The organism is Variovorax sp. OV700 (genome assembly GCF_900099805.1).
Taxonomy (GTDB): domain Bacteria; phylum Pseudomonadota; class Gammaproteobacteria; order Burkholderiales; family Burkholderiaceae_C; genus Variovorax.
In genome coordinates this window covers 213,207-236,273 of record NZ_FNDR01000004.1, presented here as the reverse complement: position 1 = coordinate 236,273, position 23,067 = coordinate 213,207, and the positions used below count along the sequence as shown (strand labels likewise).

Here is a 23,067-nt window from a genome sequence, read left to right as displayed (position 1 = left end):
GCTCAGAGAAGCGCCGGCTCGCGAGCCCGCTCCATCAGTTGGCAGAAACGGGCGCAGCCCTCTTCCAGTGTGTAGAAGGGGTTCCAGCCGAGTTCCTCCCGGGCGCGTTCGATGTCGAGAAACGTTTGCGTGACATCGAATTTTCGATGCGGCAAGTACCGGACCTCGGTTTCCAGGCCTGTCTGCTCGCACAGGATGCGAAGCACCTCATTGAGGCTATGGCCGATGCCGCTGCCGATGTTGAAGGTCCCCGATTTCTGGTTGCATCCTGCAAGAAGCAGTGCTCGGGCGACGTCGGCGACATAAATGTAGTCCCGAACGGCCGAACCGTCGCCCCAGATCTCGATAGGCTCCGAATTCATCAGCTTGTGGAGAAAGGTCGCGATCACGCCCTGGGCGCCAATGCGCCTCTGGTGCATTCCATAAGGGTTCGATATCCGGAGCACGTTGGCCTTGAGGCCGTTGAGTTCGGAATGCAGGTGGAGATAGTTCTCGATGGCGACCTTGACCACGCCGTAGGAACTGATCGGTTGGAGCGCATGCCATTCCGGAACTGGGAGCACGCAAGGATTTCCGTAGACCGTTCCGCCCGAGGACGCATAGACGAGGCGGTTGACGCCTGCGGTCGACATCGCCTTGAGCAGGCGCAAGGTTCCGGCGAGATTGCTGTTCACATCGCCGATCGGATCGGCGTTCGAACCACTCGGGACTGTGGTGCTGATGAGGTGGTAGACCAGATCGACCTTGTCGAGCGCCGCTGGTAGACCCTGCCCGTCGATGAAGTTCCCCTCGAATTCCTCGACTTTTCCGGCGAAAGCGCAACGATCGGCAGAGGAAGAAGTCGGACGGTCGAAGGTTCTGACGGACGCACCATCGCGCAAAAGCAGATCAATGAGGTTGCGTCCGAGAAAGCCCCGTCCACCCAGCACCAAGACTTTTGTCCCGTTTAAAGAATTCATGGACGAAGCGATCCTCATCGTGAGAGTGCGCTGGAGGCCGGCCGCACTCGATAAGCTGTTGTTATTACTGGATTTGCCGGCCAGAGCGGGGGAAATCCAAGTAATCCATTTGCGTTCCTTTCTGCTGTCCCGGACCCCTGAAGCTTCAGAACCCGCAAGGGCCTGTTACATAAGGTATGTAAGACGGATTCATTAAGTTACGCAGTGCAACCGATACTAAGAATCCGGCGCCTCCGTGAACATCACTGGTTTCCGTAGTTATCAATCAGCGGCCAGAAGCGAAGGTGCATGTCTGCTCCTTTGGATCTAAAAAACTGAATGGAGACACGCAGTTAGTCGTCGCAGAAGGTCGGATGCTCAACCGCTGCATGCCCTTCCCGACGCTCGAAAACGGCCGCCGCGCTACGTAACAAAGTCAGATGCGAATACGTAACAGAACGCCCCGGAAGGCCTCTGGAAAGGTGGCGAATGCACCTTGCCAGGACACGATTTCTCAATGAAATCAAAGTTCTACATGCCTTGAGGACCAAATGGCCGATCACGGGTGTTGACTAGGCATCGTTCCTGCGATGTTTAAGACAAAAGTCAACCGAGGCCTGCCAAGTGCAGCCGAGAGGAGGTGCTCGTGCCCAACCCGATCTTCGCCATCCATCGCGTGTCCGCGAACACCATCCAATGCCTGGCGCGGGGTGGGCGATGAGCGCGCTGCTTGTCGATGCCGCTACCTTCCGGTGGTGTGAAGCGGTCAGGCCGGTCGACGCGGCCAGGCATGGTGCCGTTCTCATCGTCGAAGGCAACCGGAGCGTGTCCGATCGAATGCGAGACATCCTCGCCGCGGTGGCGCCAGCCGCGTGCGTGGCAATGGCGTTCACCAGGGCGCAAGCCTTCGAAATGTTGGCCGGTCGGGCGTTTACATTGATGTTCGTCGGCCTGTCTGAGCCAGCCTGCGACGGTTTGTCGCTGATTCTTCATGTGCAGCAGACTTGCCCGCACATCGAGACGGTGGCCATGTCCGAAACCGACGATGACGATCTCGTGAGTTCTGCCATTTCCGCCGGTGCCATAGGTTACTTGCTGACTGGAGCCGACGATGCCGCAATTGCGTTCCTGCTGCGTTCCATCGAACGCGGCGGTGCGCCAATGGACTCACGCATCGCGCGCCGGATGCTTGGATCGATTGCCGCCTCGGCGCGTTCGAAACCGGGCATTGATCAGACCTCACCGGCTGGCGCGAAACCGCGAGCCGAAGCCCCGTTGCTGTCGCCGCGCGAACTGAAAGTGCTCCGGTTCATCGCTCAAGGCTGGACCAACCGAGAGATCGCCGAAGCGGTGTACCTTTCCGTCAACACGATCGAGTTCCACGCCAAGAACATCTACCGCAAGTTGTCCGTCAAGTCGCGCACGCAGGCGGTTCACCAGGCGACGCGGCTGGGGCTCCTCAACTAAGACCCGGCGAGCTCTCGCCCAGCGAGGCGGCGCTTGAACCACGGTCGCCCACTTGCGCAACGCAGCATCCTCATGTAACGTTATGTAAGTACAACGAAAACAGCGTCCTCGTTTTTCCCTCTCTGGAGTCATCTTGAAGATCACCAAACGCCGCCTGCTCGAAGGCGGCGCAGCAGCAGTTGCCGCATCGCTTTTTGCACCGGGCTCATGGGCACAGCGCACCGGCGCCAGTGCTGCAGGCGGCGACGCCGCATGGCCGACCAAGCCCGTTCGCATCCTGGTGGGCTTTCCCGCCGGGGCCTCGCCCGACCTCGCAGCCCGTGCCATCGCGGAGCCGCTGTCGAAGATCCTGCGCCAGCCGGTCACGGTCGAGAACAAACCCGGTGCCAGCGGCAATCTGGTGGCCGACCAGGTGGCCAAGGCCGCCGACGACCACACCATCGGCGCACTGATCAACGGCAACCTCACCATTGCGAAGCTGCTCAATCCCAAGCTCGGTTTCGACCCGGAAAGAGACTTTGCACCGGTCGGCCTGATTGGCACCGCGCCGCTCGTGCTGGTGGTTTCCGGTAATGCCACGGGCAAGACCGCGGCCGACCTGCTGTTGTGGACGCGCAACCTCGGCAGCAACGGCAAGTACGGCACGCCCGGCGTGGGAACCGTGGGCCACCTGGGCATGGAACTCATCAAGAGCCGCGCCGCCATCACGGCCCAGCACAAGCCCTATACGGGCAATCCTCAGGTGATCGCCGGCCTGCTGGCGGGCGAGATCCAATTGGCGCTGCTGCCGCCCGGCCTGGCCATGCCGCATGTGAAGTCCGGCAAGATCAAGGCCATTGGCGTGACGTCGCCTGAGCGCAGCCCGCTGGCCAACGAACTGCCCACGATCCGCGACGCCGACGTGCGCGGCGCCGACCTGGAGATCTGGACTGCGCTGGCCGCCCCCGCGGCCATGAAGCCGGCCGCCATTGCCAAGCTCAATGCCGCGCTGGTCGAGGCGATGGGCTCGCCCGAGGTGAGCGAGGCGCTGCTGAAGACCGGCTGGCAGGCGCAGCCTGGCACGCCCGACGCGTTAGCCAAGCGCATGCGCGCCGATACCGCGCGGCTGGGCGGCGTGATCATCATGAAGGGCATCCACTCCGAGGTTTAGGACGCCCCCCGAAGCGCCTTCGGCGCCTCCCCCCACTGGGGGGGCGCACCCAGCGGCCCGGCAAAGCCGGTTCCGCGGGTGCGCTGGATTGGATCGCTCCGATTACAGCAACCGCGAAATTTTTTTCGCAGCATCCACTAGCGCCGGCAGCATCGTCTCCTGCATCACCTTGGCGTTGGTGCGGTTGGCCTGCCCGGTGATGTTGAGCGCGGCCACCATGCGGCCCTGGCGGTTCACGATGGGCGCGGCCACTGAAATCAGGCCTTCTTCCAGCTCCTGGTTCACCAGGCACCACTGCTGTTTGCGCGCCTGCGCCACCTTGGCCATCAGTGCGTCGACGTCGGTCACCGTGTGCTTGGTGAGTGCTGTGCGCTCCGAGGCTTCGAGCCGCGCGCGCACTTCGTCGTCGTCCAGGTCGGCCAGCAGCAGGCGGCCGAGCGACGTGCAGTACGCCGGCAGCCGCGAGCCCACGCCCAGGCTGATGCGCATGATCTTCTGCGTCGGCACGCGCATCACATAGACGATGTCGGTCGCGTCCAGCACGGCGGCCGAGCAAGACTCCTGCACCTCCTGCACCAGCGCTTCCATCACCGGCTCGGCGCGGTTCCATATCGGCATCGAAGAGAGATAGGCAAAGCCCAGATCGAGGATGCGCGGCGTGAGCGTGAAGAGCTTGCCGTCGGTCACGACGTAGCCGAGCGTCTGCAGCGTGAGCAGGATGCGCCGCGCGCCGGCCCGCGTGAGCCCGCTGGCGACCGCCACCTCGCTCAGCGTCTGCCGTGGCGCGCTTGCGCTGAAAGAACGGATCACCTGGAGGCCGCGCGCAAACGACTGCACATAGCTGTCGCCGGGGGCTGGTGTGTCGGGTGGTGTCGTGTGGGTTGCCATATCGATCATTCGTCTTTAGAATTCATTATACGAACAAATGTTCTTTAGACGAACAATTTTGCGGTTCGCAGAATCGGGCGATTGTTTGGCGGTTTGTTCGCAGGGTTCGATTTCTTTTTCAACTCCCGGAGACAGGCTTCATGATCAACAAGATCGCGCGCTCGGTCGCCGATGCCCTTGCGGGCATCCAAGACGGCGCCACGGTTCTCATCGGCGGCTTTGGCACCGCCGGCATTCCCGGCGAACTCATCGACGGTCTCGTCGAGCAGGGCGCCAAGGATCTCACTGTGGTCAACAACAACGCCGGCAACGGCGAAACCGGCCTTGCCGCGCTGCTCAAGGCCGGGCGTGTGCGCAAGATCATCTGCAGCTTTCCGCGCCAGGCCGACAGCCAGGTGTTCGACGGGCTCTACCGCAGCGGCAAGATCGAACTCGAACTCGTGCCCCAGGGCAACCTGGCCGAGCGCATTCGCGCCGCGGGCGCGGGCATTGGCGCCTTCTACTGCCCCACAGGCTACGGCACGCAGCTCGCGGGCAACCGCGAAACCCGCGAGATCGATGGCGTGCAGTACGTGCTCGAGTACCCCATCAATGGCGACGTGGCGCTCATCAAGGCCGAGCGCGGCGACCGCTGGGGCAACCTGGTTTACCGCAAGGCCGCACGCAACTTCGGCCCGGTGATGGCCATGGCCTCGAAGAAGACCATCGCCACCGTGCACGACATTGCCGAGCTCGGCACCCTCGACCCCGAGACCATCGTGACTCCGGGCATCTTCGTGCACCAGGTGGTGCGCGTCGAACGCGTCGCCACCCAGGCCGGCGGTTTCAAGAAGGCAGCATGACCATGAGCAGCACTACCTACACACGTCGCACCAAGGACCAGCTCGCCGCCCGCGTGGCGCAGGACATCTTCGACGGCGCCGTCGTCAACCTGGGCATCGGCCAGCCCACGCTGGTGGCCAACCACCTGCCGAAAGGCCGCGAGGTCATCCTGCAGAGCGAGAACGGCATTCTCGGCATGGGCCCTGCGCCCGCCACCGGTGAAGAAGACTACGATCTCATCAACGCCGGCAAGCAGCCCGTCACGCTGCTGCCGGGCGGCTCGTTCTTTCACCACTCCGACAGCTTCGCGATGATGCGCGGCGGGCACCTCGACATCTGCGTGCTCGGCGCATTCCAGGTGTCGGGCACGGGCGACCTTGCCAACTGGCACACCGGCGAGAAAGACGCCATTCCCGCCGTCGGAGGTGCCATGGACCTTGCCATCGGCGCCAAGCAGACGTGGGTGATGATGGACTTGCTCACCAAGCAGGGCGTGAGCAAACTGGTGAAGGAATGCACCTATCCGCTCACCGGCATCCGCTGCGTCAAGCGCGTGTACTCCGACCTCGCCACGCTCGAATGCACGCCAGAAGGCTTGAAGCTCGTCGACCTGGTCGAAGGGCTCAGCCGCGAGGAGCTCGAGAAGCTCGTGGGATTGCCGATTGCCGCATAAAAGCGGACTCCCGAGTTCGATTCACTTCCAACGAGACACACCATGACCAACCAAGCATTCATCTGCGACGCAGTCCGCACCCCCTTCGGCCGCTACGGCGGCTCGCTCAGCAGTGTGCGTGCCGACGACCTCGGCGCCGTGCCGCTGCGCGCACTCATGGAACGCAACAAGAACGTCGACTGGCAAGCCGTGGGCGACGTGCTCTACGGCTGCGCCAACCAGGCCGGCGAAGACAACCGCAACGTGGCGCGCATGTCGGCGCTGCTGGCGGGCCTGCCGCTCGAACTGGGCGGCGCCACCATCAACCGCCTGTGCGGTTCCGGCCTCGACGCGGTGGGCACGGCTGCCCGCGCCATCCGCGCCGGCGAAGCCGGCCTCATGATCGCTGGCGGCGTCGAAAGCATGAGCCGCGCGCCCTTCGTCATGCCCAAGGCCGAGAGCGCCTTCAGCCGCAACAACGCGGTGTACGACACCACCATCGGATGGCGCTTCGTCAACAAGCTCATGAAGGCGCAGTACGGCGTCGACTCGATGCCCGAGACGGCCGAGAACGTGGCCACCGACTACAAGATCGAGCGTGAAGCCCAAGACCTGATGGCGCTCAACTCGCAGCTGCGCGCCGTGGCATCGCAGAAGTCCGGCTTCTTCGACGCCGAGATCGTGCCCGTGAGCGTGCCCCAGAAAAAGGGCGACGCCATCATCGTCAACAAGGACGAGCACCCGCGCGAAACCAGCATGGAGTCGCTTGCCAGGCTCAAGGGCGTGGTGCGTCCCGATGGCACCGTGACGGCGGGCAACGCCAGCGGCGTGAACGACGGCGCCTGCGCACTGCTGCTGGCCGACGAAGCCAGCGCCGCCAAGCATGGCTTGACGCCGCGCGCCCGCGTGGTCGGCATGGCCACCGCCGGCGTGGCGCCGCGCGTAATGGGCATCGGCCCCGCGCCCGCCACGCAGAAGGTGTTGGCCCTCACCGGCCTCACCATCGACCAGATCGACGTGATCGAACTCAACGAAGCCTTCGCGGCGCAAGGTCTTGCCGTGCTGCGCCTGCTGGGCCTGCAGGACAACGACCCGCGCGTCAACATCAACGGCGGCGCCATTGCGCTTGGCCACCCGCTCGGCGCCAGCGGTGCGCGCCTGGCCACCACAGCGGTCAACCAGCTGCACAAGGGCGGCGGCCGCTACGCGCTGTGCACGATGTGCATCGGCGTGGGTCAGGGCATTGCGGTGATCCTGGAACGGGTCTGAGAACCGCGCCGGGCGCAGCCTGCTGCCCGGCCGATTGGCTCGATGGAGACGGGGCGCGTACACCCGCCTCGTGCAACGTAGTGTGTCGATTTCCAGCCTCGACACAGAGGCATACGTAATGTGCGCCAGGGGCTCGACGGGCGGAAAACAATCCGCCCGTCATCCACCAGCGCGTGTTGCGCATCGCACCGAGGAAATCACCATGAAGCTCTCCCGCATTGCCATTGGCGCGGCCATTGCCGCGTCGGTGGCTGCATTGACTTTTGCCGCGCCGCCGATGGGCGGTGACTCGCCCGCGGGCGTGGCGCGCCCTGCGCCGGAGTTCCAGAACATCGACACCTGGCTCAACTCGCCGCCGCTCAAGCTCGAAGACCTGCGCGGCCAGGTGGTGCTGGTCGACTTCTGGACCTACACCTGCATCAACTGCCTCAACCACCTGCCGCACGTGAAGGAGTGGCACGAGAAGTACAAGGACAAAGGCCTGACCGTGGTGGGCGTGCACACGCCGGAGTTCGCGTTCGAGAAATCGACGAAGAACGTGAAGGACGCCATCCAGCGCCTGCAGATCAAGCACGCAGTGGCGCAAGACAACAGCTACGGCACCTGGAAGGCCTTCAACAACCAGTATTGGCCCGCGGTGTACCTGATCGACAAACAGGGACGCATCGTCTATTCGCACCTTGGCGAAGGCAGCTACGGCACCACAGAGAAGAAGATCCAGGCGCTGCTTGCGGAGCCTTCGAACGCAACCGCTGCCAATGCGCCGAGCGGCCCGAAATGAAGAAGCTCTGGTTCGGGCTGCTGTTTTTTGCCGGCGGTGTGGCGCACGAGGTGCGCAACCCGACCAGCTGCCAGTGCGTCACGTCGGTCAGTCCCGCGCCTCAACGGCCGAAGCGAGGACGTAGCCTTCGCTGCGCACGGTCTTGATGTAGCGGGGCTCGCGCGCATCGTCGCGCAGGCGCTGGCGCAGCCGGCTCACCAGCAGGTCGATCGAGCGCTCGAAGAGCTCGGCTTCGCGGCCCTGGGTGAGGCTCAGCAGCTGGTCGCGGCTCAGCACCTTTTGCGGGTGGTCGAGGAACACGCGCAGCAGCCGGTACTCGGCGCCGCTCAGCGCCACCATCACGCCGCTGTCGTCGATCAGGTGGCGGGCCACCGTGTCGACCTGCCATTCGCCGAACCCCAGTTTTTGCGCAGGTTCGATGGCGCCCATGTTCGGCGGCAGCATGCGCGTGCGGCGCATCACGGCGCGAATGCGCGCGAGCAGCTCGCGCGCGGAAAACGGCTTGGCCAGGTAGTCGTCGGCACCCATTTCAAGGCCCAGGATGCGGTCGGCTTCCTCGCTGCGCGCGGTCAGCATGAGGATGGGTGTTGCCTTGTACTTGCCGGTGCGCAGGTCGCGGCAGAGCGTGAGCCCGTCTTCGCCGGGCAGCATCAGGTCGAGGATGATCAAATCGAACGGGCCCGATTCCTCCAGCGCCGCACGCATGTGCCGGCCGGTGGGCACCGCAACCACCCGCAAGCCGTTCTTCACCAGGTAGGTCGTGAGCAGCTCGCGAATTTCCCGGTCGTCGTCGACGATGAGGATGTGGTCCGAAGTCTTTGGCGTCATGGCATCGAGCGGAAAAGATGGGGCGCGGGCAGCGTACCTGGCAGGGCGCGCGCGACATTATGTTGCGCGCCCGCCCGGTTTGGTTGGAGCTCAGTGCCGCGCGGATGCAAGCTTCCATACCGCGTCGGCAAACGCCTCGGGCGCTTCCTGCGGCACGTTGTGGCCGGCATTCACGATCAAATGCGAACGAGGGCCGGTGAACTTGGCGGCATAGCCCTTTCCATCGGTTGCGGGCACCACGCCGTCCGAATCGCCGTCCATGGTGATGGTCGGCACGCCAATGGTCGGCAAGGTGGCAAGCCGATTTTCCAGCTCGGCGTACTTGGGGAAGCCGTCCGCGAGGCTCAGGCGCCAGCGGTAGTTGTGAATCACGATCTGCACGTAGTCCGAGTTGTCGAACGATGCGGCGGTGCGCTCGAAGGTGGCGTCGTCATAGGCCCACTTGGGCGAATTGGTGGTCCACAGGATGCGCGCGATGTCGCGCCGGTTGGCCTCCAGGCCGAGGCGGCCGCGCTCGGTTGCAAAGTAGTACTGGTACCACCAGCCGTGTTCCGCCTTGGCCGGCAGCGGCAGCTTGTTGCCCGGCAGGTTGGTCATGATGTAGCCGTTCACCGAGAGCAGGCCCAGGCAGCGCTCCGGCCAGAGCGCTGCAATGATGCAGGCGGTGCGCGCACCCCAGTCGTAGCCGACCATCACGGCGCGGTCGATGTTCAATGCGTCGAGCAGCGCAATCTGGTCCAGCGCCACGGCCGATTGCTGGGCCGAGCGGGGGTTGCCGCTGTCCAGAAAGCGCGTGCTGCCGTGGCCGCGCAGGTGCGGCACGATCACGCGGCAGCCGCGCGCGGCAAGCAGCGGCGCCACGTCGGCATAGCTGTGGATGTCGTAGGGGTAGCCATGCATCAGCAGCACCGGGATGCCGTCGGCGGGGCCAGCTTCGTAGTAGCCGACGTCGAGTTCGCCGGCCTTGATCTGCTTGATGGGGCCGAGCTGCTGCGGCTTGCCCGCCCGCGTGGGGGCCGCGTGGGCCGCACCCATGAATGCCAGCTCCGCGGCGGCAACGCCGGCAATGGCGCCTCCGAGGAGAAATCGGCGTTGGCGGTTGACTGCTTCATTCGACATGTGCGTTTCCTTGGCGTTGGTTGTTTGCTGGATGAATGGATGCGCCATTGGATTCGCGGCATGTATTTGCCATGTGTCGAGAAATGGGTGTTCTTGTATGCGCGTGTACTTCTGCGGCCGGAGATACACAGGCATACAAAGCGGACGCATGAAAGCCATGCGGGCCGCGATGCTCGAGGGCGCCAGGATGCTGCAGATGCTCCGCGATGAAACGTAGTGTGTGGATTTATCGCGCGGATACACGGGCATACGCAAAGTGCGTTGGCAGGGGAGAGGCGGCTCAACAATCCGTCCGTTTTCAGCCAACTACTCCCAAGGAATCACCATGTCCCGTATCGAAAAAGTTCTCTACACCGGCAAGACCCATACCTCTTCGGGAGGCCGCGACGGCGAAGCGCGCAGCTCCGACGGCCGGCTCGACATCAAGCTTTCATCGCCCGGCAGCGCGGGCAGCGGCACCAATCCCGAGCAGCTGTTTGCAGCGGGCTGGTCGGCCTGCTTCATCGGTGCGATGGGCAAGGCGGCCGGCAAGATGAAGGTCACGTTGCCGCCCGACCTGGCCGTCGATGCCGAAGTCGATCTGGGCGTGGCGGGCACCGAGTATTTTCTGCAGGCGCGCCTCAATGTGAGCCTGCCGGGCCTCGACCGCGAAGTGGCAAAGGCACTGACCGACGCGGCGCATCAGACCTGCCCATACTCCAAGGCCACCCGGGGCAACATCGACGTTGCCATCCACCTGGTGTGAGACAGCGGTATTCATAAACAAGAGGTGCGCATGTCCACTCCTGCAAATCCTTCCGCGAACCCGTCTGGTGCCGCAAGTGCCGCCGGTCGGGGCATGGCCGCCCGGGGCTGGCGCCGGATGCTGCCCGGTTCGCTGTTCTACCGCGTGACGCTGATCATCGTGGTGGGCCTGGCCGTTGCGCAGCTTCTTACCTTCGCCGCCATCCGCTACGAGCGGAACCTGGCGCTTCGCGAGCTGATGATGATCGGCATCGAGCGCGACATTGCAAGCTCGGTCGCCATCCTCGACCGCCTGCCCGCGGCGGAACGCGCCGCCTGGCTCGACCGGCTGGCGCGGCGCAACTACCGCTTCGTGCTGGGCGGTAGCGCAGAGGGAGCGGAGCCCGGCTCGCAGCCTTCGCAGGAGTTTGCCGCGGCCATCGTCGATGCAATGCGCCCGTTCGAAATCGTCAAGGTCGGCGAGGTGGCCTGGCCCCCCGAGGGCCTGCAGATCCAGGTGCGCCTGAGCGACGGTTCTTCGGTGGTGGTTCATGCCATGCGCGTGGGCATGCCGGTGTCGGGCTGGGTCATGTGGGTGCTGGTCGTTCAGCTGCTGGTGCTGGCCGTTTGCGCCTGGTATGCGGTTCGGCTGGTCACGCGGCCCCTCGCGCAGCTGTCCGCCGCGGCCGACGACCTGGGGCCCGACATGAAGGCCCAGGCGCTCGCTGAAGAAGGCCCGACCGAAGTAGCGCATGCGGCGCGCGCCTTCAACGCCATGCAGCAGCGCATTGCGGGCTACATAGCCGAGCGGGTCGAGATTCTCGCGGCCATTTCGCACGACCTGCAGACGCCCATCACGCGCATGCGGCTGCGTACCGACTTGATGGACAACGAGCACGACCGCGAGAAGTTCCGCCAGGACCTCGACGCCATGCACTCGCTGGTGCGCGAAGGCGTGACCTATGCGCGCACGCTCCACGGCGCGACCGAGCCGCCCCTGCGCATGGATGCCGACGCACTGCTCGAAAGCATGGTGGCCGACTACGAAGACGTGGGCCAGCCGGTTCGGCTCGAAGGCAAGGCCGGCGCGCCCATCGTGAGCCGACCCAACGCGCTGCGCAGGATCTTGATGAATCTGATCGACAACGCGCTGAAGTTCGGCAGCGACGTGCGCCTGCGCGTCCATGCCGAAGGCGGCCAGCTGGTGCTGAGCGTGCTCGACAACGGTCCGGGCATTCCGCCCGATGAGCTGGAGGCGGTGCTCAAGCCCTTCTACCGCGTCGAGAGTTCGCGCAACCGCAGCACCGGCGGCACTGGGCTTGGCCTTGCCATTGCGCACCAACTAGCCATGGCCATGGGCGCCGAGCTCACGCTGCACAACCGACCCGAAGGCGGGTTGGAGGCGCGGCTCGCGCTCGCCACCGCGCCCGCTCGCTGAATCCATCCATCCCAGACGACCGACATCATGCTCATCCTCCTCGTTGCCTACCTGGGCGGGGTGCTCACTATCCTGAGCCCCTGCATCCTGCCGGTGCTGCCTTTCGTGTTTGCGCGCGCCGACCGCCCGTTTCGCTCGCACGGCCTGCCCATGCTGCTGGGCATGGCGCTGGCCTTTGCCGCCGTGGCCACGCTGGCCGCGGTGGGCGGCGGCTGGATCGTGACGCTCAACGAGTATGGGCGCTACGCCGCCCTGGCAATGCTCGCGCTGTTCGGCGCGACGCTGCTGTTTCCGGCCGTCGCCGATCGCATGAGCCGGCCGCTGGTGGCGTTGGGGCTGCGCTTGTCCGAGCCGCGCGGCCAAGCGGGCGCGGCCACTGCCTCGGTGTTCTCGCCGCTGTTGCTGGGCGTGGGCACGGGCCTGCTGTGGGCGCCGTGCGCGGGCCCGATCCTCGGCCTGATCCTGACCGGCGCGGCGCTCAATGGCGCGAGCGTGGGTACTTCGCTGCTGCTGCTCGCCTACGCTGCCGGTGCCTGCACCTCGCTGGCGGCCGCGCTGCTCTTCGGCGGGCGGTTGTTCGCGGCCATGAAGCGCTCGCTGCATACGGGCGAATGGGTGCGGCGCGCAGCGGGCGCTGCCGTGCTGGTGGGCGTGGGCGCCATTGCGCTGGGGCTGGATACCGGGCTGCTCGCACGCCTGTCGGTGGGCACCACGTCGCAGCTCGAGCAGGCGCTGGTGGAAAAAATCAAGAAAGACACACCGCAGCCTTCGCGCGAATCGTTGGCTGAACCGGTCGCGTTGCGGGAAGACACGGGCCTCGTGCGCGTGTCGGAAAAGGAAGACCGCCCGGCCCCGGTGCCCGCGCGTGCTCTCAAGGTCGAAGGCAACTTTCCTTCACTTGCCGGCGCCACCGAATGGATCAACACCGCGCCACTGACGCCGGCGGCGTTGCGCGGCAAGGTGGTGCTGGTCGACTTCTGGACTTATTCGTGCATCAACTGCCTGCGCACGCTGCCCTATGTTCGCGCCTGGGCCGAGAAGTACCGGGATGCCGGCCTGGTGGTCATCGGCGTGCACACGCCGGAGTTCGCGTTCGAGAAGCGCTCGGCCAACGTGCGCAAGGCAACCAAGGACCTGGGTATCGACTTCCCGGTGGCCATGGACAACGAATTGGCCATCTGGCGCGGGTTCGACAACCGCGCCTGGCCCGCGTTCTACTTCATCGATGCCGAGGGGCGCATCCGCCATCACCAGTTCGGCGAGAACCGCTACGACAAGGCCGAGCTGGTCATCCAGCAGCTGCTGGCCGAGGCGGGGCAGAAGACCCGCATCGCCGGGCTGGTGGCGCCGCTGGGGCAGGGCACCCAGGCCGCGCCAGGCACGGAGCCTGCGCTGTCCGGCGAGACCTACCTGGGCCACGAGCGGGCGCACGGTTTTGCATCGCCCGGCGGCATCGTGCGGGACCATGCGAAGGTCTATCAGCCCGCTTCTTCCCTACTGCGCACCAACCAGTGGGCGCTGGCCGGCGACTGGACGGTGGAGGCCGAACGTGCCGTGCTGAACGGTGCCGGCGGTCGAATCGCCTATCGCTTCCAGGCGCGCGACTTGCATCTGGTGCTCGGGCCCGCGGCCAATGGCAAGCCAGTGCGCTTCAGGGTGCGGGTCGACGGAAAGCCGCCGCTCGGGGACCACGGCTCGGACACCGACGCGCAGGGCTACGGAGTAATCGACGCGCAGAAGCTGTATCAGCTGGTACGCCAGGCGGCTGGCGCGAAGGAGCGCTTGTTCGAAATCGAGTTTCTGGATGCCGGCGCGCAGGCCTATGCGTTCACCTTCGGCTGAACCTCTGAAGGCGTGAGGCTGAGGTCACGCGGCCCAGGCGTTCAGCGAAAGCCGGCGCAACATATCGGTCTGTCGGGACTCTTCGGCATCTCGCAGGCTCTTGGCCGCACGGGCCGCAACGTAGGTCACATACATGGTTTCGATCGCTTTGCCCCACTCCTGCATCTTCTGGGAAACGGCGCTGGTCGGGGATGTCGACGTGTCAACGGCCGGGCAGGCGGGCACCTCGAAACCAGCTTTGCTGAGGATGGTGGCTTTCTGAAAAATGGTGAGCATGCGGCTGGCCTCTGGATCTCTTGACGTGAGCATCAGGTTAGCTTCAGCGCAAAAGCCGTGCCATCAGCCGCATGACGTATGCGCGTGTCAGCAAAAGGCTATCTCCCCGGACGGCCAGCGACCGCTTTCTAGTCCTTAAGCCTTAGGGAGAGGGCGATCCGGCGTGCTGCCAGACCAGCGTGGCGGCTGTCAGGTCTTCGAGCGCGCTGCCCACGGCCTTGAACACGGTGCGCTCCTCGCTGCCCGTGCGGCCGCTTCGTTCGCCCCGGCAGAGTGCGGCCAGCGTGCCCTGCACCGCATCGGCGCGCAGCGTGCCGGCTGCGATGGCATCGAGCAGTTCGCCGGCCTTCTGCAGCGCCTCGGCAGTGTCGATGAAGGTGCGCGCACCCTCGAAGCAGCGCGCGTCGGCTTCGCGCATGCCGGGAGTGAAGCTGCCGATAAGATCCAGGTGCGAGCCCGGTGCGAGCCATTCACCGCGCACCAGCGGCGTGGTGGCCAGGGTGGCGCAGCTCACGATGTCGGCCCGGCGCACGGCCGCCTCGAGATCCGTGGTCGCCTGCGCGTTGAATCCCTCGGCGCGCCATTGCGCGGCCAACGCTTCGGCGCCTTCGGGCCGATGGTTCCACACACGCACCTCGTCGATGGGGCGCACGCTGGCATGCGCGGCGGGCAGCAGCCGCGCGATGCGGCCGGTGCCCAGCACCAGCAGGCGGCGCGCATCCGTCCGTGCCAGGAACGAGGCGCCCAGAGCCGACGCGGCGGCCGTGCGGCGCGCCGTGAGCTCGTTGCCGTCCATCATCGCCAGCGGAACGCCGGTGCGCGCGTCATACAGCACATAGATGGCATGCAGGCCGGGCAGGCCGCGCGCGTTGTTGCCCGGGAAGACGTTGATGGTCTTGATGCCCAGAAACCCCGCGTCGCTCCACGCGGGCATGATTAGCACGGTGCCCTTGTCGCCGCCGGCCATCTCAACGTTGTGCACATGGCGCGGCGGCACATGCGCCTCGGCCGCGAAGGCGGCGCGCAGCGCGGGCACGAGGCGTGCAAAGGCCAGCGGCTCGCGCGTGGCGATTTCGTCGAAGTGCTTCATGGTTGCCGTGGACGCAGCGAGGCGTCGAAGAATTCGACCAGCGCGCGCTGGTACGTGGTGCCGAAGCGCTCGGTCATCGGCTCGAGGTGGCCGGCGCCGGCCACTTCGAGCAAGCGCTTGGGCTCGCGCGCGGCATCCAGCAGGCGCCGCGAATGCGAGTGCGGAATCACCGGGTCCTCGGTGCCATGGATCAGCAGCAGCGGAATGGGCGAAATGGCGGCAATGTATTTCGATGCCGCGTAGTCATCGTTCACCAGCAGTCCGGCGCCCGGGAGTTTTTCGTTGGCAATCGACGAATACGAATAGAAAGTCGATTCGATGGCCGCCGCCTTCACGCCGGCCCGGTTGCCCGAACCGACCACCGCAACGGCATTGGTGCCGCCCAGGCTCTGGCCGAAGACAAAGAGGCGCTGGGGGTCGACATCGGCACGCGAGCGCACGTGGTTCAGTGCGGCGCCGGAATCCTCGAACACACCCTTGGGCTCTGGTTTGCCTTCGGATTGGCCATAGCCCCGGTAGTCGAACACGAACACGTTGAAGTCCTGCATGGGCAGCCAGGCCACGAAGCGCCAGTGCGACGTCATGTTCTGCGCATTGCCGTGGAAATGCACCACGGTGCCCTTGGCTTCCTTCGGGCTCGGGCGATTCATCGCTGGAATGAACCAGCCGCTGAGGCGTGTGCCGTCGATGCTCTGGAACTGCACCGCCTCGTAGCGCAGCCCGAGTGCCTTGGGCGTTTCATAGCGCACCCGATCGGGGTAATAGAACATCGACTGGACGCAGCCGGTGAGGAACAGGGGCAGGGCGAACAGCGCCGGCTTCCAGTTCATCGGGTGTTATGCAGATGTCGCCATCAGCGCGGAGGATAGCGCAGTCGGCCCGCGGCGATGCGGCTCCATTCGAGCCCGTGTTTCGCCAGGTACTTGCGCAGCCGGTCCGCGTCGTTCACCACGCTGCGCTGCGCGCGGGAAGCTTGAAAGAGCTGCCGCCCAGCGTCCGACAGGCTGCGCGATTCGCGGCACACGTGCACCACCGCTTCGAGCTGCAGCCGGTCGAACAGGTCGAGCGCGGCCGCGCGTTCGTCGCCGAGCAGGGCGTCGAGGTCGACCTCGGCGGCGCCATTGCCCCGCTTCACCGGGCTTTCGCGGTTCCACAGCCAGCGCAGCCGCGCGATCTCCGCCTCGACCAGCGCCACCGGAATGCGGCCGCCGTCCGCCAGCGTGGCCAGCCGCGTCACGCTGGCCGAGAGGTCGCGAAAGTTGCCGCACCACAGCGCCTCGCCGCTCTGCGCAAAACGCAGGTAGGCCGCGCGCGCTTCGGCGTTGAAGCGCACCACGCGATGACTTTCGCTCGCGTGGATGGCCAAGAGGTGGTCGATGTTTGGTTCGATGTCTTCGGGTCGCTTTGCGAGGCCGGGCAGGTCGTAGGTCCAGAGGTTGATGCGCGCGAACAGGTCTTCGCGAAAACGTCCGCCCGCCACGTCGCTGCGCAGATCGCGGTTGGTGCCGGCAATGAGCTGGAAGTCGCTTTCCACTTCCTTGTCGGCGCCGACCGGGAAGAAGCGCTTTTCCTCGATGGCCTTGAGCAGCATCGCTTGTTCGTCGAGCCCGAGTTCGCCGATCTCGTCGAGAAAGAGCGCGCCCTGGTGCGCCGTGCGCAGCAGGCCCGCGCGCTCGCCCGCTGCGCCGGTGAACGCGCCCTTCTTGTGGCCAAACAGCGTGGATGCTGCACCGTCGCCGCGGAGCGTGGCGCAGTTCACTTCCACGAACGGTCCAGTCATCTGGTGGCGCGCCTGCTTGAGCTCGAACATGCGCCGCGCCAGGAATGACTTGCCCGCGCCGGTCGGACCCACCAGCAATATCGGCGCCCGCGAGCGCACAGCCACGCGCTCGATTTCGTCGATGAGCGCATTGAAGCGAGCGTTGCGCGTGGCGATGCCGCTCTTCAGGAAGGCGACCGCATCGCGCTGCTCGGCATCGAAGCGCCGCGCGATGGCGTCGTAGCGCGACAGGTCGAGATCGATCAGCGCGATCTCGCCCGGATTGCCCGCGCGCTGCCGCTTGGGCGGCGAGGTTTGCGCAAGCACGCCCGGAACAACGCGCGATTCGGCCAGCAGGAACATGCAGATCTGCGCCACGTGCGTGCCGGTGGTGATATGCGCCCAGTACTGCTCGCGCTCGGTGTCGAAAGAATAGGCGCGCGCCCAGTCGTAGAGGCGGGTGTAGACCTCGCCGAAATCCCAGGGGTCCTCCAAGTCGACGGGAACGAGGTTGACCTGCGTCTCGGGCGACACGGTGGCGATGTCCGCCCTGACCACCTCGGCGAGCGCCTTGTGCTTGAGCGTGTAGAGCAGCTCCATGCGCGAGACGACCATGTCGTCGTGCTGGGCGAGAGAGACGGTGGGGCGCCACTTCTCCCAGCGGCCGGTGCCTTGTCCGGCATCGAGCTGGGTGCCGAGGAAGCCGATGACTACTGTGGGTTTCTTCATTGGTTTGGATAAAAGACTATCCAAAATTATAAGAACATCGGATAAAAAATGCATCCGAAATTCGATGCAGTCTGTCCTTGATCAAAAAATCTCTTTTTAAATCAAGGGTTTGAATGCCCGCTGCGTTTAGTGGCCGGTACTTGGCACACCCGTTGCAATAAGGAGTGCATACCCAAACACGAAAACGAAAAAAGAGAACCACGAGGAGAAGTCACCATGGCAAACCTTCAGCTTTTCAAGACCCGCCGCGGCGCGCAACTGCCTGCGGGCAACGCGCTCAACGAAGCGGGCGGCGTGGCTTATTCGCTGTCGCCCAAGCACCAGCTGGCGCAGCTCGCGGCCACCGGTTGCCTGAACAACACTTTCTACGCACAAGCGCAGGACCAGCTCGATACCGTGCTGTCCCTGGCCCGCGAAGTCGATCCGGTGTTCGTGGCCAAGACGGCCGTGTATGCCCGCCGCGCCGGCCACATGAAGGACATGCCCGCGCTGCTGGCCGCCACGCTGGCTGTGCGCGACGTGACGCTGCTCGGCAAGGTGTTCCCCCGCGTGGTGGACAACGGCAAGATGCTGCGCAACTTCGTGCAGATGCTGCGTTCCGGCGCGGTGGGCCGCAAGTCGCTCGGTACGCGACCGAAGAAGCTCGTGCAGCAATGGCTGCTCGAGGCGTCCGAGGCGCAGCTGCTGAACGCATCCGTGGGCAACACGCCGTCGCTGGCCGACGTGGTGAAGATGGTTCACCCCAAGCCCGCCGAAGCCTGGCGCGCCGCGTGGTTCGCATGGCTGATCGATCGTCCGTATGCGCTGGAGGCGCTGCCTCCGGTGACGCAGGCTTTCGAATGCTTCAAGCGCGACCGTACGCAACCGGTGCCCGACGTGCCATTCCAGATGCTGACTGCGCTGGAACTGAACGCCCAGGCCTGGGCGCAGATCGCGCAGCGTGGATCGTGGCAGATGGTGCGCCAGAACCTGAACACCTTTGCGCGCCACGGCGTGTTCGAGCTGCCGGGCCTCGCGGCGGCGGTGGCGGCCAAGCTGCGTGACCCGCAGGCGGTGGCCAAGGCGCGCGTGCTGCCGTACCAGCTGATGGCGGCCTTCACCGCAACCGGCGCCGAGGTGCCGCACGTGGTGAAGGAAGCGCTGCAGGACGCGATGGAACTCGCGCTGGCCAACGTGCCGGCATTCGAGGGCCGCGTGGTGGTGTGCCCCGACGTGTCGGGCTCGATGAGCTCGCCCGTGACGGGCCACCGCGGTTCGGCGACTTCGGCGGTGCGCTGCATCGACGTGGCCGCTCTGGTGGCCGCCGCCGTGCTGCGCCGAAATGCGGATGCGCGTGTGCTGCCCTTCGAGACGAAGGTGGTGCCGCTTAAGCTGAATCCGCGTGATTCGGTGATGACCAATGCGGCCAAGCTGGCGGCGGTGGGTGGTGGCGGAACCTCGTGCAGCGCGCCGCTGGCGCTGCTGAACAAGGAGAAGGCGCAGGCCGATCTGGTGGTGCTGGTGTCGGACAACGAATCGTGGGCCGACCCTGCACGAGGCCGCGGAACCGCGACCATGCAGGAGTGGGCTGCGTTCAAGCAACGCAACCCGAAGGCGCGGATGGTGTGCATCGACATCCAGCCCTATGCGACCGCACAGGCGCAGGAGCAGGCCGATGTGCTGAACATCGGCGGCTTCAGCGACGAAGTGTTCAAACTGCTGGCGGTGTATGCCGCGGGTGGCCTGGGCGCCGAGCACTGGGTGGGTGTGATCGAAGAGACTTCGATCTGAGAGAAAGCGAGAGGGCCCGCGGCCTCGGCCTGCGGTGCCCGATCCGAAATGAATTGAACGTCGTCGTTCGGCGAATGCAGATGCGAGTACATCGAAAAAATGTTCTTCCTCGCATCGATTGTTGGTCGCCGAACGGGGATGAATGAATGAGTTTTTGTGCGAATGCAGGCAGGACTACATCTGGTGCGACCAGGGTTCGACTCCCGGCGCCGGTCTCCGGCGTGGTCTACGTCTTGCCATCCTTGTCGCACTGTTTTTTGCAGCGAATGCTGGCGGAACTACAGCCTTCAACGCTCGGGGTCGCGGGTTCGAATCCCGCCGGTCGCAAGACCGTAGCTCAGTGGTAGAGCACGACTGTTTCGCCGATTTTTGTCGCTGCTTTTTGTTTTGAGGTGAATGCAGGCGGGTTTACAGGATAGAGCGCCATGGCCTTGGCCATGAAGGTCCCGGGTTCAGCCCCCGGTCTGCTTTGGCAGATAGCTCAGTTAACAACCCGTCGCTCCTCGTCACCTTTTTTTTGACAAGTGCGGATATCGAATCCAGCGCTTGAATCAGACAGTCGTGAAGAATAGATAGAGAGAGAAAAAAATGGAACAGAACTACAAACTGCACCAAGTCGCCAACGGCGTCCCCGTGAAGATGTGGACGAACGGCGTGCCCGTGGAAGACGAAGCGCAAAAGCAGCTCGAGAACGCCGCGCGCCTGCCCATCGTGTTCAAGCACATCGCGGCCATGCCCGACGTGCACTACGGCATCGGCGCGACCGTGGGCTCGGTGATCCCGACCTTCAAGGCCATCATCCCGGCCGCGGTGGGCGTGGACATCGGCTGCGGAATGATGGCGTGCAAGACCACGCTGCATGCCAACGATCTGCCCGACAACCTGGGCCCGCTGCGCTCGGCCATCGAAAAGGCCGTGCCGCACGGAAGCAACCCCAAGCGCATGGGCCGCGACAAGGGCTCGTGGGAAACGCCGCCCGATGAAACCGATGCGGCCTGGGCCACGCTGGTGGACGAGTTCGACCTGATTTGCGAGGACTACCCGCGCATCAAGAACACCAACAACCACAAGCACCTGGGAACGCTGGGTACCGGCAACCACTTCATCGAGGTGTGCCTCGACGAAGCGGGCGCCGTGTGGTTCATGCTGCACTCAGGTTCGCGTGGCGTGGGGAATGCCATCGGCACGCACTTCATCGAACTCGCGAAGAAGGACGCTGAGCTGCACCAGCGCAACCTGCCCGATCAGGACCTGGCGTACTTCGAAGAAGGCGCCAAGTACTTCGGCGACTACGTGCGTGCCGTGGGCTGGGCCCAGAAGTTCGCGCGTGCCAACCGCGAAGTGATGATGCAGCGCGTGGTCGCGGCCGCGCGCAAGATCATCACCAAGCCTTTCGAGGCGCATGTGGAAGCAGTGAACTGCCACCACAACTACGTGAGCCGCGAAACGCATTTCGGCGAAGACGTGCTCGTCACGCGCAAGGGCGCGGTGAGCGCCAAGGCCGGCGAACTCGGGATCATTCCCGGCAGCATGGGTGCCAAGAGCTACATCGTGCGCGGAAAGGGCAACCCCGAGAGCTTCATGAGCTGCAGCCACGGCGCGGGCCGAGTCATGAGCCGCACCAAGGCGAAGAAGCTCTTCACCATCGCCGACCAGATCGCCGCCACCGAAGGCGTGGAATGCCGCAAGGACGCCGACGTGATCGACGAGATTCCGATGGCCTACAAGGACATCGACGCGGTGATGGAAGCGCAGAAGGACCTGGTGGAGGTGGTGTACACGCTCAAGCAGGTGGTGTGTGTGAAGGGGTGATGACGCAGCGGTTGAACGGCTTGAAAAGGAGCCGTCAGCCAAGCAAATAAACAGGTGCTCGCCATGGCGAGCCTTCGATCATGAAAAGCAACAAGCAGCGGCGCGCCGAAATCAAGGCCCGTCGCCTCGAACGCGCCGCCGACCTCAAGGCGAAGCTGCGCACGCAAGACGCCCGTCAGCTGTCGGCGGGCGGCCTCGTGCCGGGCATGGCCATGGCCGACAAGTCACTGCTCGCGCACTACAACACCACCTTCGGCGAGGTGCCCGATTTCTATCTCGATCAGGCCTACACCTGCCGCGATTGCGGCGCACAAGAGGTGTGGACGGCCAAGCAGCAGAAGTGGTGGCACGAGGTAGTGCAAGGCTCGGTGTATAGCCAGGCCGTTCGGTGCCGTGCATGCCGGCAGGCGCGGCGCGCTCTGCGTGATGCAGCGCTTCGAAACGAGGGAGCCAACCTGCTGGGCGACGAGGTGGCCCGGCTGCGCGCACTGGCCACGAAGAAGCCGACGGACGAGTCCCTGGCGCAGGTGGAGACCGCCTTGCAGAGCAAGTGGCGCAGCCTGCGCGTGGTCGCGATCGAAGTCATGGGCCAGTGGGGCGGACCCGAGCAGATCGAACGGCTGCAGGCGTTCGCGGCAGATCGTGGAAGCAGCTACGGAAGCTGGGAATACGAAGCGTCAAAGGCCGCGGCAAAAGCCCTGGCGCGCAAGGCGGAGGTCGATCCGGAATGTTGAAACTCACCTTCCTGGGGACGTCCTCGGGCACTCCCACACGCCAGCGCAATGTTTCAGGCCTTGCGGTGCAGACGGTGCTCAGCGCCGACTGGTTTCTCGTCGACTGCGGCGAAGGCACGCAGCATCGGCTGCAGCAAACTCCGCTGTCCCTGCACGATATGGCCGCCGTCTGCATCACGCATGTGCACGGCGACCATTGCTATGGCCTGCCGGGCCTGCTTGCAAGCGCCGGCATGGGCAAGCGCAGCAAGCCTCTGAAGCTGATCGCCCCATTGCCGGTGTGGGAGTGGTTCGAGGCCACGCGCCGCTTGACCGACCTGCACCTGCCTTACGAGGTCGAGCATGTGGACATCGAAACGCAGGCGCTCGTGTACGAAGCACCGGGCGTCAGCATCGAGCGCCACGTGCTGCGGCACCGCGTGCCCAGCCACGCCTACCGCGTGCGGGTGGAAACCCGGCGCGTGCGGCTGAAGGCCGACGCCCTGCGCGCCGTTGGACTGCCGCCGGGGCCGGCATGGCGCGCGCTGCAAAACGGCGAGGACGTGCCTTTCAACGCAGGGGTGCTGCTCAGCGCCGATTTTGTGGAGACGCAGATCGACACGGCCAGCGCCGTGCTGGGGGGCGACAACGCCGAGCCCGCGTTGCTGCACGCCGCCTGCCAAGGGGCGCAGCTGCTGGTGCACGAGGCCACCTACACGCAAGAAGTGCTCGACAAGGTCGGGCCGGGGCCCATGCACAGTTCGGCGCGCCTGCTGGCCGAGTTTGCGCAGTCGGCTCAAGTGCCCAACCTGGTTCTCACGCACCTGAGCCCGCGCCACCAGAACGCAGAGGGCATGGCGGCGCTGATGGCGGAGACCCAGGCCCACTACCGTGGCAACGCATTCCTGGCCAACGATCTGGATGTTTTTGAACTCGACGGTGCCGGCAAAGTGACCGTCACCCGCGCTTGATTCGATGAACGAAGAATCGGGCGGCAGGAA

General features: G+C 65.1%; 21 protein-coding genes. 13 read left to right on the top strand and 8 right to left on the bottom strand.

Annotation, left to right across the window (positions count from 1 at the left end; genetic code table 11):
• Positions 1-2: 2 nt before the first annotated feature.
• Entirely contained in the window at positions 3-959 is a 957-nt protein-coding gene (locus BLR24_RS11010; protein WP_093016718.1) for an NAD-dependent epimerase/dehydratase family protein, read from the bottom strand.
• Between the two features lie 696 nt (positions 960-1,655).
• Between BLR24_RS11010 and BLR24_RS11005 the strand changes: the two genes are divergently transcribed.
• Together BLR24_RS11005 and BLR24_RS11000 are read left to right on the top strand one after the other, a co-directional pair.
• Entirely contained in the window at positions 1,656-2,405 is a 750-nt protein-coding gene (locus BLR24_RS11005; protein WP_093016716.1) for a response regulator transcription factor, read from the top strand.
• 133 nt (positions 2,406-2,538) lie between these two features.
• Positions 2,539-3,555, top strand: coding sequence for a Bug family tripartite tricarboxylate transporter substrate binding protein (locus BLR24_RS11000; RefSeq protein WP_093016714.1), 1,017 nt, complete (start codon positions 2,539-2,541; stop codon positions 3,553-3,555).
• A 102-nt stretch (positions 3,556-3,657) separates the two neighbouring features.
• Here BLR24_RS11000 and BLR24_RS10995 read toward each other — a convergent pair whose 3' ends face one another.
• Entirely contained in the window at positions 3,658-4,443 is a 786-nt protein-coding gene (locus BLR24_RS10995; RefSeq protein ID WP_093017338.1) for an IclR family transcriptional regulator domain-containing protein, read from the bottom strand.
• Positions 4,444-4,583: 140 nt separating this feature from the next.
• Between BLR24_RS10995 and BLR24_RS10990 the strand changes: the two genes are divergently transcribed.
• The 4 genes from BLR24_RS10990 (at position 4,584) to BLR24_RS10975 (ending at position 7,967) form a co-directional block, all read left to right on the top strand.
• Positions 4,584-5,285 (top strand): 3-oxoacid CoA-transferase subunit A, encoded by a 702-nt coding sequence (locus BLR24_RS10990; RefSeq protein ID WP_093016712.1) that lies wholly within the window; start codon positions 4,584-4,586, stop codon positions 5,283-5,285.
• Positions 5,282-5,938 (top strand): 3-oxoacid CoA-transferase subunit B, encoded by a 657-nt coding sequence (locus tag BLR24_RS10985; protein ID WP_093016711.1) that lies wholly within the window; start codon positions 5,282-5,284, stop codon positions 5,936-5,938. The genes BLR24_RS10990 and BLR24_RS10985 overlap by 4 nt, the downstream gene beginning before the upstream one ends.
• Positions 5,939-5,980: 42 nt before the next feature.
• Positions 5,981-7,186, top strand: coding sequence for a 3-oxoadipyl-CoA thiolase (gene pcaF, locus BLR24_RS10980; protein WP_093016709.1), 1,206 nt, complete (start codon positions 5,981-5,983; stop codon positions 7,184-7,186).
• 196 nt (positions 7,187-7,382) lie between these two features.
• Positions 7,383-7,967, top strand: a complete 585-nt coding sequence (locus BLR24_RS10975) for a thioredoxin family protein (protein ID WP_093017336.1) — start codon at positions 7,383-7,385, stop codon at positions 7,965-7,967.
• Positions 7,968-8,054: 87 nt separating this feature from the next.
• Here the strand turns inward: BLR24_RS10975 and BLR24_RS10970 are convergent, their stop codons facing one another.
• Both BLR24_RS10970 and BLR24_RS10965 read right to left on the bottom strand, forming a co-directional pair.
• Positions 8,055-8,795 (bottom strand): response regulator, encoded by a 741-nt coding sequence (locus BLR24_RS10970; RefSeq protein WP_093016707.1) that lies wholly within the window; start codon positions 8,793-8,795, stop codon positions 8,055-8,057.
• 90 nt (positions 8,796-8,885) lie between these two features.
• Entirely contained in the window at positions 8,886-9,914 is a 1,029-nt protein-coding gene (locus BLR24_RS10965) for an alpha/beta fold hydrolase (protein WP_093017335.1), read from the bottom strand.
• 325 nt (positions 9,915-10,239) lie between these two features.
• Here BLR24_RS10965 and BLR24_RS10960 point away from each other — a divergent pair, with 325 nt between their 5' ends.
• Genes BLR24_RS10960 through BLR24_RS10950 form a run of 3 tightly spaced genes read left to right on the top strand, consistent with a single transcriptional unit; the run spans position 10,240 to position 13,917 of the window.
• Positions 10,240-10,659, top strand: a complete 420-nt coding sequence (locus BLR24_RS10960) for an organic hydroperoxide resistance protein (RefSeq protein WP_093016705.1) — start codon at positions 10,240-10,242, stop codon at positions 10,657-10,659.
• Between the two features lie 30 nt (positions 10,660-10,689).
• Positions 10,690-12,075, top strand: a complete 1,386-nt coding sequence (locus BLR24_RS10955) for an ATP-binding protein (protein WP_093016703.1) — start codon at positions 10,690-10,692, stop codon at positions 12,073-12,075.
• Between the two features lie 27 nt (positions 12,076-12,102).
• A complete protein-coding gene (locus BLR24_RS10950) occupies positions 12,103-13,917 on the top strand; it encodes a cytochrome c biogenesis protein DipZ (RefSeq protein WP_093016701.1) in 1,815 nt (604 codons plus the stop codon).
• Positions 13,918-13,941: 24 nt separating this feature from the next.
• On the opposite strand, the gene BLR24_RS10945 is transcribed toward BLR24_RS10950, so the two are convergent.
• The 4 genes from BLR24_RS10945 to rtcR form a co-directional block, all read right to left on the bottom strand.
• Positions 13,942-14,193 (bottom strand): hypothetical protein, encoded by a 252-nt coding sequence (locus tag BLR24_RS10945; RefSeq protein ID WP_093017333.1) that lies wholly within the window; start codon positions 14,191-14,193, stop codon positions 13,942-13,944.
• Between the two features lie 142 nt (positions 14,194-14,335).
• Positions 14,336-15,283 carry a bifunctional Delta(1)-pyrroline-2-carboxylate/Delta(1)-piperideine-2-carboxylate reductase gene (locus BLR24_RS10940; RefSeq protein WP_093016699.1) on the bottom strand — a complete coding sequence of 316 codons (948 nt, stop codon included), beginning with the start codon at positions 15,281-15,283 and terminating at the stop codon, positions 14,336-14,338.
• Complete coding sequence (locus tag BLR24_RS10935) at positions 15,280-16,113, bottom strand: alpha/beta hydrolase (RefSeq protein WP_093016697.1); 834 nt, start codon at positions 16,111-16,113, stop codon at positions 15,280-15,282. The genes BLR24_RS10940 and BLR24_RS10935 overlap by 4 nt, the downstream gene beginning before the upstream one ends.
• Positions 16,114-16,136: 23 nt before the next feature.
• Positions 16,137-17,771, bottom strand: a complete 1,635-nt coding sequence (rtcR, locus tag BLR24_RS10930; RefSeq protein WP_093016695.1) for an RNA repair transcriptional activator RtcR — start codon at positions 17,769-17,771, stop codon at positions 16,137-16,139.
• 216 nt (positions 17,772-17,987) lie between these two features.
• Here rtcR and BLR24_RS10925 point away from each other — a divergent pair, with 216 nt between their 5' ends.
• From BLR24_RS10925 to BLR24_RS10910, 4 genes are all read left to right on the top strand, one after another.
• On the top strand, positions 17,988-19,541 hold the full coding sequence (locus BLR24_RS10925) for a vWA domain-containing protein (RefSeq protein WP_093016693.1): 1,554 nt from the start codon (positions 17,988-17,990) through the stop codon (positions 19,539-19,541).
• A gap of 588 nt (positions 19,542-20,129) precedes the next feature.
• A complete protein-coding gene (locus BLR24_RS10920) occupies positions 20,130-21,353 on the top strand; it encodes an RtcB family protein (RefSeq protein ID WP_093016691.1) in 1,224 nt (407 codons plus the stop codon).
• An 80-nt stretch (positions 21,354-21,433) separates the two neighbouring features.
• Complete coding sequence (locus BLR24_RS10915) at positions 21,434-22,087, top strand: zinc-ribbon domain containing protein (RefSeq protein ID WP_093016689.1); 654 nt, start codon at positions 21,434-21,436, stop codon at positions 22,085-22,087.
• Positions 22,081-23,037: a ribonuclease Z gene (locus tag BLR24_RS10910; RefSeq protein WP_093016687.1), complete on the top strand. Its 957-nt coding sequence runs from the start codon at positions 22,081-22,083 to the stop codon at positions 23,035-23,037. The genes BLR24_RS10915 and BLR24_RS10910 overlap by 7 nt, the downstream gene beginning before the upstream one ends.
• Positions 23,038-23,067 lie beyond the last annotated feature (30 nt).

Bases quoted from the DNA above. Each gene is read 5' to 3' on its own strand.
- BLR24_RS10920 (WP_093016691.1), top strand. From the start codon at position 20,130: ATGGAACAGAACTACAAACTGCACCAAGTCGCCAACGGCGTCCCCGTG.
- BLR24_RS10940 (WP_093016699.1), bottom strand. From the start codon at position 15,283: ATGAAGCACTTCGACGAAATCGCCACGCGCGAGCCGCTGGCCTTTGCA.
- BLR24_RS10995 (WP_093017338.1), bottom strand. From the start codon at position 4,443: ATGGCAACCCACACGACACCACCCGACACACCAGCCCCCGGCGACAGC.
- BLR24_RS10915 (WP_093016689.1), top strand. From the start codon at position 21,434: ATGAAAAGCAACAAGCAGCGGCGCGCCGAAATCAAGGCCCGTCGCCTC.
- BLR24_RS11005 (WP_093016716.1), top strand. From the start codon at position 1,656: ATGAGCGCGCTGCTTGTCGATGCCGCTACCTTCCGGTGGTGTGAAGCG.
- rtcR (WP_093016695.1), bottom strand. From the start codon at position 17,771: ATGAAGAAACCCACAGTAGTCATCGGCTTCCTCGGCACCCAGCTCGAT.
- BLR24_RS10925 (WP_093016693.1), top strand. From the start codon at position 17,988: ATGGCAAACCTTCAGCTTTTCAAGACCCGCCGCGGCGCGCAACTGCCT.
- BLR24_RS10950 (WP_093016701.1), top strand. From the start codon at position 12,103: ATGCTCATCCTCCTCGTTGCCTACCTGGGCGGGGTGCTCACTATCCTG.
- pcaF (WP_093016709.1), top strand. From the start codon at position 5,981: ATGACCAACCAAGCATTCATCTGCGACGCAGTCCGCACCCCCTTCGGC.
- BLR24_RS10960 (WP_093016705.1), top strand. From the start codon at position 10,240: ATGTCCCGTATCGAAAAAGTTCTCTACACCGGCAAGACCCATACCTCT.
- BLR24_RS10935 (WP_093016697.1), bottom strand. From the start codon at position 16,113: ATGAACTGGAAGCCGGCGCTGTTCGCCCTGCCCCTGTTCCTCACCGGC.
- BLR24_RS10910 (WP_093016687.1), top strand. From the start codon at position 22,081: ATGTTGAAACTCACCTTCCTGGGGACGTCCTCGGGCACTCCCACACGC.
- BLR24_RS10990 (WP_093016712.1), top strand. From the start codon at position 4,584: ATGATCAACAAGATCGCGCGCTCGGTCGCCGATGCCCTTGCGGGCATC.
- BLR24_RS11010 (WP_093016718.1), bottom strand. From the start codon at position 959: ATGAATTCTTTAAACGGGACAAAAGTCTTGGTGCTGGGTGGACGGGGC.
- BLR24_RS10970 (WP_093016707.1), bottom strand. From the start codon at position 8,795: ATGACGCCAAAGACTTCGGACCACATCCTCATCGTCGACGACGACCGG.
- BLR24_RS10955 (WP_093016703.1), top strand. From the start codon at position 10,690: ATGTCCACTCCTGCAAATCCTTCCGCGAACCCGTCTGGTGCCGCAAGT.
- BLR24_RS10985 (WP_093016711.1), top strand. From the start codon at position 5,282: ATGACCATGAGCAGCACTACCTACACACGTCGCACCAAGGACCAGCTC.
- BLR24_RS10965 (WP_093017335.1), bottom strand. From the start codon at position 9,914: ATGTCGAATGAAGCAGTCAACCGCCAACGCCGATTTCTCCTCGGAGGC.
- BLR24_RS10945 (WP_093017333.1), bottom strand. From the start codon at position 14,193: ATGCTCACCATTTTTCAGAAAGCCACCATCCTCAGCAAAGCTGGTTTC.